General features: G+C 43.6%; 11 protein-coding genes. 1 reads left to right on the top strand and 10 read right to left on the bottom strand.

Translation table 11 applies throughout. The features are described 5' to 3' along the window. Positions 1–77: 77 nt before the first annotated feature. From F6J94_RS28300 to F6J94_RS28255, 10 genes are all read right to left on the bottom strand, one after another. The gene (locus tag F6J94_RS28300) at positions 78–251 is read right to left on the bottom strand and encodes a hypothetical protein (RefSeq protein WP_293046532.1); all 174 of its coding nucleotides are present in this window, start codon (positions 249–251) and stop codon (positions 78–80) included. Between the two features lie 241 nt (positions 252–492). Then, positions 493–666, bottom strand: a complete 174-nt coding sequence (locus tag F6J94_RS28295; protein WP_293046529.1) for a hypothetical protein — start codon at positions 664–666, stop codon at positions 493–495. A gap of 254 nt (positions 667–920) precedes the next feature. Continuing rightward, positions 921–1,094, bottom strand: a complete 174-nt coding sequence (locus F6J94_RS28290; protein WP_293046527.1) for a hypothetical protein — start codon at positions 1,092–1,094, stop codon at positions 921–923. Between the two features lie 377 nt (positions 1,095–1,471). Beyond that, on the bottom strand, positions 1,472–3,112 hold the full coding sequence (locus F6J94_RS28285) for a S8 family serine peptidase (RefSeq protein ID WP_293046524.1): 1,641 nt from the start codon (positions 3,110–3,112) through the stop codon (positions 1,472–1,474). A 1-nt stretch (position 3,113) separates the two neighbouring features. After that, a complete protein-coding gene (locus F6J94_RS28280) occupies positions 3,114–3,458 on the bottom strand; it encodes a hypothetical protein (protein ID WP_293046521.1) in 345 nt (114 codons plus the stop codon). A gap of 318 nt (positions 3,459–3,776) precedes the next feature. Next, complete coding sequence (locus F6J94_RS28275) at positions 3,777–3,950, bottom strand: hypothetical protein (RefSeq protein WP_293046518.1); 174 nt, start codon at positions 3,948–3,950, stop codon at positions 3,777–3,779. A gap of 110 nt (positions 3,951–4,060) precedes the next feature. Further along, positions 4,061–4,417: an SH3 domain-containing protein gene (locus F6J94_RS28270; RefSeq protein ID WP_293019947.1), complete on the bottom strand. Its 357-nt coding sequence runs from the start codon at positions 4,415–4,417 to the stop codon at positions 4,061–4,063. Positions 4,418–4,558: 141 nt separating this feature from the next. Continuing rightward, positions 4,559–4,789 carry a hypothetical protein gene (locus F6J94_RS28265; protein WP_293046515.1) on the bottom strand — a complete coding sequence of 77 codons (231 nt, stop codon included), beginning with the start codon at positions 4,787–4,789 and terminating at the stop codon, positions 4,559–4,561. Positions 4,790–4,947: 158 nt separating this feature from the next. Further along, the gene (locus F6J94_RS28260) at positions 4,948–5,127 is read right to left on the bottom strand and encodes a hypothetical protein (RefSeq protein ID WP_293019951.1); all 180 of its coding nucleotides are present in this window, start codon (positions 5,125–5,127) and stop codon (positions 4,948–4,950) included. 42 nt (positions 5,128–5,169) lie between these two features. Beyond that, entirely contained in the window at positions 5,170–5,463 is a 294-nt protein-coding gene (locus tag F6J94_RS28255) for a hypothetical protein (RefSeq protein WP_293046512.1), read from the bottom strand. A 23-nt stretch (positions 5,464–5,486) separates the two neighbouring features. Here F6J94_RS28255 and F6J94_RS28250 point away from each other — a divergent pair, with 23 nt between their 5' ends. Beyond that, positions 5,487–5,648 (top strand): hypothetical protein, encoded by a 162-nt coding sequence (locus F6J94_RS28250; RefSeq protein WP_293046509.1) that lies wholly within the window; start codon positions 5,487–5,489, stop codon positions 5,646–5,648. Positions 5,649–6,176 lie beyond the last annotated feature (528 nt).

Here is a 6,176-nt window from a genome sequence, read left to right as displayed (position 1 = left end):
GCTCAGAATGGAGGCTAAAGAGGAGATATAGGAATTAATTTATGCCCAGATCTTCCTGTTAAAGATTGCTAAAGAGATTAAGTGCTAACGGGTTCAGCTGGCTCAGTAGCCGCTCCGTTCTCTTCGAGCTCCATTTCCTCATATTTAGTAAAGCACTTACGCTTAGCACCTACAGCGAGATCGAGCACAATGGGTACTTCTAATTTGATGGGAACTTGGAACACACAGGGTTTATGGTATTTGTAAGCCATGGGTTTTACCTCTTGCTGTAATTAATTTCAATCAACACATTTATATAATGTCAAATCTAACCCTGGCTTGGCAGTACCCTTGAGGGTACCTTTTTTTGACTGATAATAAGATAGCCTAACTTAGCTGTGATTATCGGTTAACCATAAAAACTCCTCCATCCTGAGCTCAGAATGGAGGCTAAAGAGGAGATATAGGAATTAATTTATGCCCAGATCTTCCTGTTAAAGATTGCTAAAGAGATTAAGTGCTAACGGGTTCAGCTGGCTCAGTAGCCGCTCCGTTCTCTTCGATTTCCATTTCCTCATATTTACTAAAGCACTTACGCTTAGCACCTACAGCGAGATCGAGCACAATGGGCACTTCTAATTTGATCGGAACTTGGAACACACAGGGTTTATGGTATTTGTAAGCCATGGGTTTTACCTCTTGCTGTAATTAATTTCAATCAACACATTTATATAATGTCAAATCTAACTGTGGCTTGGCAGTACCCTTGAGGGTACCTTTTTTCAACTGATGATAGTCTCCCATAACTTAGGGGTGATTATAGGTTAAGCTCTACAATAAAACTCCTCCATCCTGAGCTCAGGAGGGAGGAAACAGAGGAGAGATAGGAATTAATTTATGCCCAAAATTTCAAAGCCAGCTGTTAAAGATTCCTAAACAGACTAAGTGCTAACGGGTTCAGCTGGCTCAGTAGCCGCTCCGTTCTCTTCGATTTCCATTTCCTCATACTTAGTAAAGCACTTACGCTTAGCACCTACAGCTAGGTCGAGCACAATGGGCACTTCTAATTTGATCGGAACTTGGAACACACAGGGTTTATGGTATTTGTAAGCCATGGGTTTTACCTCTTGCTGTAATTAATTTCAATCAACACATTTATATAATGTCAAATCTAACCCTGGCTTGACAGTACCCTTGAGGGTACCTTTTTAGCAGCTGATAATAAGATGGCATAACTTAGCCTCGGTATTGGTGGGGATTATTATCGCTTAACGAATAAATAAAAACTCCTCCATCCTGAGGTCAGAATGGAGGATATAGAGGCAAGGTAAGAGCATCTCAATCAGGCTTGACACAAGGGATGATAAGAATCTCCCTACTCCCTAAAACCTAGAACTTTGTACCTCACCCAATTGAAAAATGCTATAGCGTTAGATACCAAGCATTTCAGCCTGTTTCGTCGCCCCTTCAGGTACAGTTGTTACTCAAACACCTACACGTTCAAGATGGATTCCACACTAGCTTTCAGAGAAAAATCTCCTGCTCCACGAAAAGAACGAACCATAACAAAATATTCACCTGGTTCTGAAGGTCGGATACTAATTTTCTCGTCAGGTAAACTGGTATACCCACGATAGTCGAACTCACTGATAGTTGGCTGCAATGCCTTTCTGACATAGAGATCGAAATCTACACCATCGGGTCCATCTAGCTCAAGGCTCAATGAGGTGCCGACCCTCACCCGATATAAGCTAGAATCGCCAGTCTGCTTTAAATGCCCTGAAACCGCCTCTCCTATTTGTAATTCCGGTATTTCTATCCGCTCTAGGGCATTGAGGATGGCTGGAACATCGATCAGCCCAAACCCATGATCGTAGTCAAAACCTGCCACACCCAAATCTTCGGCAGTTCGGCGCAACAGTTGACGAAGTTCAGCGGGAGAGAGAACCGAAGGCGGATACTTAGTCCGAATCGATGCTACAACACCAGCCGCAACAGGACAAGCTGCTGAAGTGCCACTATCTGCTGGATAAACTCCTGAGCCAACAAAATGAGTATAGGCACAAAGATCGGGTTTTTGAGAGTCGAGATGTCCTGGTCCCTGACTAGAATAGCCAACTCGCTCTTTATTAACTGTCACCCCAGCAATGCAAAGGACACTTGGATGAGAATTCGCACCATAAATGGGTCTGTTAGTAACGCCTTGGCATCTTCCATCAGGACATTCTGCACCACAATTACCAGCAGCAAAAAGAATATCAGCACCAGCATCCTCTAAACTTTCAACAATGATGTTAAAGGGATGATTGGGATTATCACTGTAATTGCCAGGATGGCCCACCGGAAAGTCCCAAGAGGGATGAAACATTCCCCAACTATTATTAACTACCAAAGCTGGTTTAGGTTCTGGGGCTGTTGAGAGTATTTGCAGCAAGTTACTGAAAGCTTTGACACCATCACTCAACAACCCATCCATTAGCGAGCCACCTCGTGTCTGCGATTCGAAAAGGGCATAGTCGAGAAGAGTGCTGTTTGGCGCAGCAATGCAGACATCAAAGGCACACATTGTTCCATGACCGACAGGCATATTACCTGGGGTAAGTCCAGATACTGGAGTCCAGCTTTTGCTCCCATCGAATTGAGGTGTTTTACCCTTACTGTTTAGATGGGATAGATTGACTCCGCTATCAACGATCGCCACCATTACGTTAGACCCATCCATTCCTTTTGCTTGAAGTTGTGGAAATTGCAGTAAATTCTCCACATTTCGATGGGTTCCCACTGAAGCAGTTGGACAAATAGCGATCGCACTAATTCGTGGATCTGAAAACACACCAATCGCATTAGGGTCTTGTTCAACTGCCGCTATTAAAGGCTCTAGTGCCTCATCTGCCACCTCACCTCTTAACAGATAAGTGGAAACTTCAGGGCGAGCATCAAAGGAAAATAGTCGTCCCACTTCTGTGACTCCAACCTGTTCTCGTCTTTGTCGATTAGGCACCAAAACAGGTGTATAACTTTGATCCAGTGAAAAGCCATCAATAGAAACAGCCTCTGTTGTCATAGTGAAACTCTCGGCAGTCATTGCAGCACGGAGTTCCGGCATAAATCGCATCTGAATTAACACACGCATGTTATTTATCCTCTTCTTCTTGAGATTCTGTGGGAGCTATTTTTATATCACCGTGAACTCCCTTGACTAACGGTTGTATTGCTATCAGTTTTTGAGAATCCATGTCACCCGATACACGGATGACATACAAATCCCGCTTCGGACTTATGAGAATTAGACCATAATCTTCATCAATCTCTAAGTCTTTGATTCCATCTAGTTGCTTCACGAACTCCAAAGAATTGTTAGGAGGCGGTAGATTGAGTGTAATTAAGTAACGCATTTTTCTAGCTTGGTTGACATTCAAGTGGCAAGCTACTTGAACTGTCTCTAAGTGAGCAAAAACTGAATATTCCAAGTAGAACATACGAACAACAGCTCTTGTACTTTTATTTTTATAATCCCTACAGCTAGAACAGGGTAAACACATCTAATTTTTTTATTCCTATATATAGTTTTTATTGAATTCAATGAACACTATATATAGGCAATTTATTGTCAATAAGCACAATAGCGATGCAGCGCCGCCAAAGGGGGTTTCCCCCATGAGCGACTGCATCAAGACAAGGCCGGGTTTATTGAGAACTACCCCCGGTTACCCAACAAGATGCGCTTACCCTGGATAGAGAGGAGATATAGGAATTAATTTATGCCCAGATCTTCCTGTTAAAGATTGCTAAAGAGATTAAGTGCTAACGGGTTCAGCTGGCTCAGTAACCGCTCCGTTCTCTTCGATTTCCATTTCCTCATATTTAGTAAAGCACTTACGCTTAGCACCTACAGCTAGGTCGAGCACAATGGGTACCTCTAATTTGATCGGAACTTGGAAGACACAGGGTTTATCGTATTTGTAAGCCATGGGGTTTACCTCTTGCTGTAATTAATTTCAATCAACACATTTATATAATGTCAAATCTAACTCTGGCTTCACAGTACCCTTGAGGGTACCTTTTTTCCCTATAGACCTACTTAATCATTAATGGGAGCACATTCGACCTTGAGTAAATCGTCGCGAATCCATCCTTTGGCTCCACTTACTGGAAAACCTACTCTGTGCCAACCATAGCCAAAGCTGTCTATTTTGTAATCTGGCTCTGGAGGAGTTGCTGTCAGGACGTAGACATTATCACCCACTAAACCATAACCCAAGCTTCTATAATTAGTTCCTGCTCCAGAACGTAAGGTGATCCGAGAATTGGGGTTGTTAGCAGTTAGGGTGGCTAGACAGTGGGAACGCTCACTAGGAAAAGTATGCTGAGCAAAAGCCTCAGTTGTCGGGACGGTAATTGCAGCAGCTGTAGCTAGGAATAAGATTGCTTTTTTCATTTGTTTTCTCCAATCATCGACGTTTCTTATTTACTAGTAAAATAGAAATAACAGTTGGAGTGATTGGAAACAGTGTCAGTTTATTAGTAGTCCTAAAGCTGACACCAATAAAGCCTTATTTTTCCATAGTTAACACTGTTGCTAGTACAGACAGTTGAGAAACTGGTCTATGCTGGTCTTGTGGGCGGGGAATAGGGAATAGGGAATAGGGAGTAGGGAATAGGGAGTAGGGAATAGGGAGTAGGGAGTGTGGGGAGATGGGGAGATGGGGAGATGGGGAGATGGGGAGATGGGGAGATGGGGAGATGAGCAACTGCAGTGGAAACCGCTAAAACCATGCTGCATCGCTACTTGATTAACTCTAGCATGCATGCCTCTTGCCAATGCCCTTGCGCGTAGCGCTATATCAGCAGGAGACTGACAAAAAAAATCCCCTGGCTTGATCAGCCTAGGGGGGTTTCAGGGATTAATTACTATGAGCTACTTCAAAGCCAGCCGTCAGAGATTCCTGTCAAATATTCCTAAAGGTACTAAGTGCCAACGGGTTCGGGTGACTCAGTAGTTTCGCTACCTTCGGCCTCTTCGAGCTCCATTTCCTCATATTTGTCAAAACACTTGCGCTTAGCAGCGACAGCGATGTCGAGAACAATGGGTACTTCTAATTTGATCGGAACTTGGAACACACAGGGTTTATGGTATTTGTAAGCCATGGGGTTTACCTCTTGGTGCAATTCATTTCAATCAACACATTTCTAGAATGTCAGATCTAACTCTGGCTTCACAGTACCCTTGAGGGTACCTTTTTTTTGGGCGTTGCTTAATAATGGAATGATTTTAATAGTTTTGTGGAACGGGCATCTTGCCGTGGAACGGGCATCTTGCCGTGGAACGGGCATCTTGCCGTGGAACGGGCATCTTGCCCGTTTCATTTTCGCGCGGGCAGGATGCCCACCCCACTCATATTCATTCCGCCCCTCAGCAATGCCAAAAATCGAGTAGCTCTCGCACTTTGCTAGACACGGTTGAATCCGTTTTGCTTTGGTCACGCAGCTTGGCTGGGGTAACTCCAATGGATCTGCTACACGATGCTCAGCAAAGAGCCGCTACGCGAACGCATAATTCCCCTGTCAACTGGAATGCGATGCTCAGCAAAGAGCCGCTACGCGATGCTCAGCAAAGAGCCGCTACGCGAACGCATAATTCCCCTGTCAACTGGAATGTGATCCCATGATTACCCTGTCCACAGTAAAGCGTACCCATGATTACCCTCTCAACAGTAACGCGATGCTCTGAAATAGCGGCAATTGCAGCAGCTGTAGCTAATCAGAACATTGCTTTTTTCATTTCTTTTCTTCAATCATCAACGGTTCTGATTTAGTAGTAAAACCGAAATAACAGTTGGAGTAATTGGAGACAGTGCCAGTTGATCAGCAGTTCTAAAGCTGACGGCAATAAAACCTTATTTTTCCATAGTTAACACTTTGCTAGTACAGACAATTGAGAAATTGGTCTATGATCCTATTGTGAGTAAACTGTGCTGCTAATACTTTATAAGGGAGTATCAAGCCAGCGCCCAATCATAATTAGTGGGCAATAAGGGCGTGTTATAGATACTAGGTTCCCTAGAGCCTTAATGTAAAAATTAGAGGTAGCAAATTTAGGATGATGATCAAACTAGTACATATTCCTAGCCTTCTAGTTAGGATTCGCTTTGCAATTGCTCCCTTACTCCTTTTAGATGCCCTGGATCGTAACATCA

This window comes from Moorena sp. SIO1F2, assembly GCF_010672755.1.
Taxonomy (GTDB): Bacteria; Cyanobacteriota; Cyanobacteriia; order Cyanobacteriales; family Coleofasciculaceae; genus Moorena.
The sequence above is the reverse complement of the archived record's forward strand: the minus strand, read 5'-3'. Positions and strand labels throughout refer to the sequence as shown.

Excerpts from the sequence above, each read along its gene's own strand:
- F6J94_RS28275 (WP_293046518.1), bottom strand. The coding sequence starts at position 3,950 with ATGGCTTACAAATACGATAAACCCTGTGTCTTCCAAGTTCCGATCAAA.
- F6J94_RS28280 (WP_293046521.1), bottom strand. The coding sequence starts at position 3,458 with ATGTTCTACTTGGAATATTCAGTTTTTGCTCACTTAGAGACAGTTCAA.
- F6J94_RS28260 (WP_293019951.1), bottom strand. The coding sequence starts at position 5,127 with ATGGCTTACAAATACCATAAACCCTGTGTGTTCCAAGTTCCGATCAAA.
- F6J94_RS28250 (WP_293046509.1), top strand. The coding sequence starts at position 5,487 with ATGGATCTGCTACACGATGCTCAGCAAAGAGCCGCTACGCGAACGCAT.
- F6J94_RS28300 (WP_293046532.1), bottom strand. The coding sequence starts at position 251 with ATGGCTTACAAATACCATAAACCCTGTGTGTTCCAAGTTCCCATCAAA.
- F6J94_RS28295 (WP_293046529.1), bottom strand. The coding sequence starts at position 666 with ATGGCTTACAAATACCATAAACCCTGTGTGTTCCAAGTTCCGATCAAA.
- F6J94_RS28265 (WP_293046515.1), bottom strand. The coding sequence starts at position 4,789 with ATGCATGCTAGAGTTAATCAAGTAGCGATGCAGCATGGTTTTAGCGGT.
- F6J94_RS28270 (WP_293019947.1), bottom strand. The coding sequence starts at position 4,417 with ATGAAAAAAGCAATCTTATTCCTAGCTACAGCTGCTGCAATTACCGTC.
- F6J94_RS28285 (WP_293046524.1), bottom strand. The coding sequence starts at position 3,112 with ATGCGTGTGTTAATTCAGATGCGATTTATGCCGGAACTCCGTGCTGCA.
- F6J94_RS28290 (WP_293046527.1), bottom strand. The coding sequence starts at position 1,094 with ATGGCTTACAAATACCATAAACCCTGTGTGTTCCAAGTTCCGATCAAA.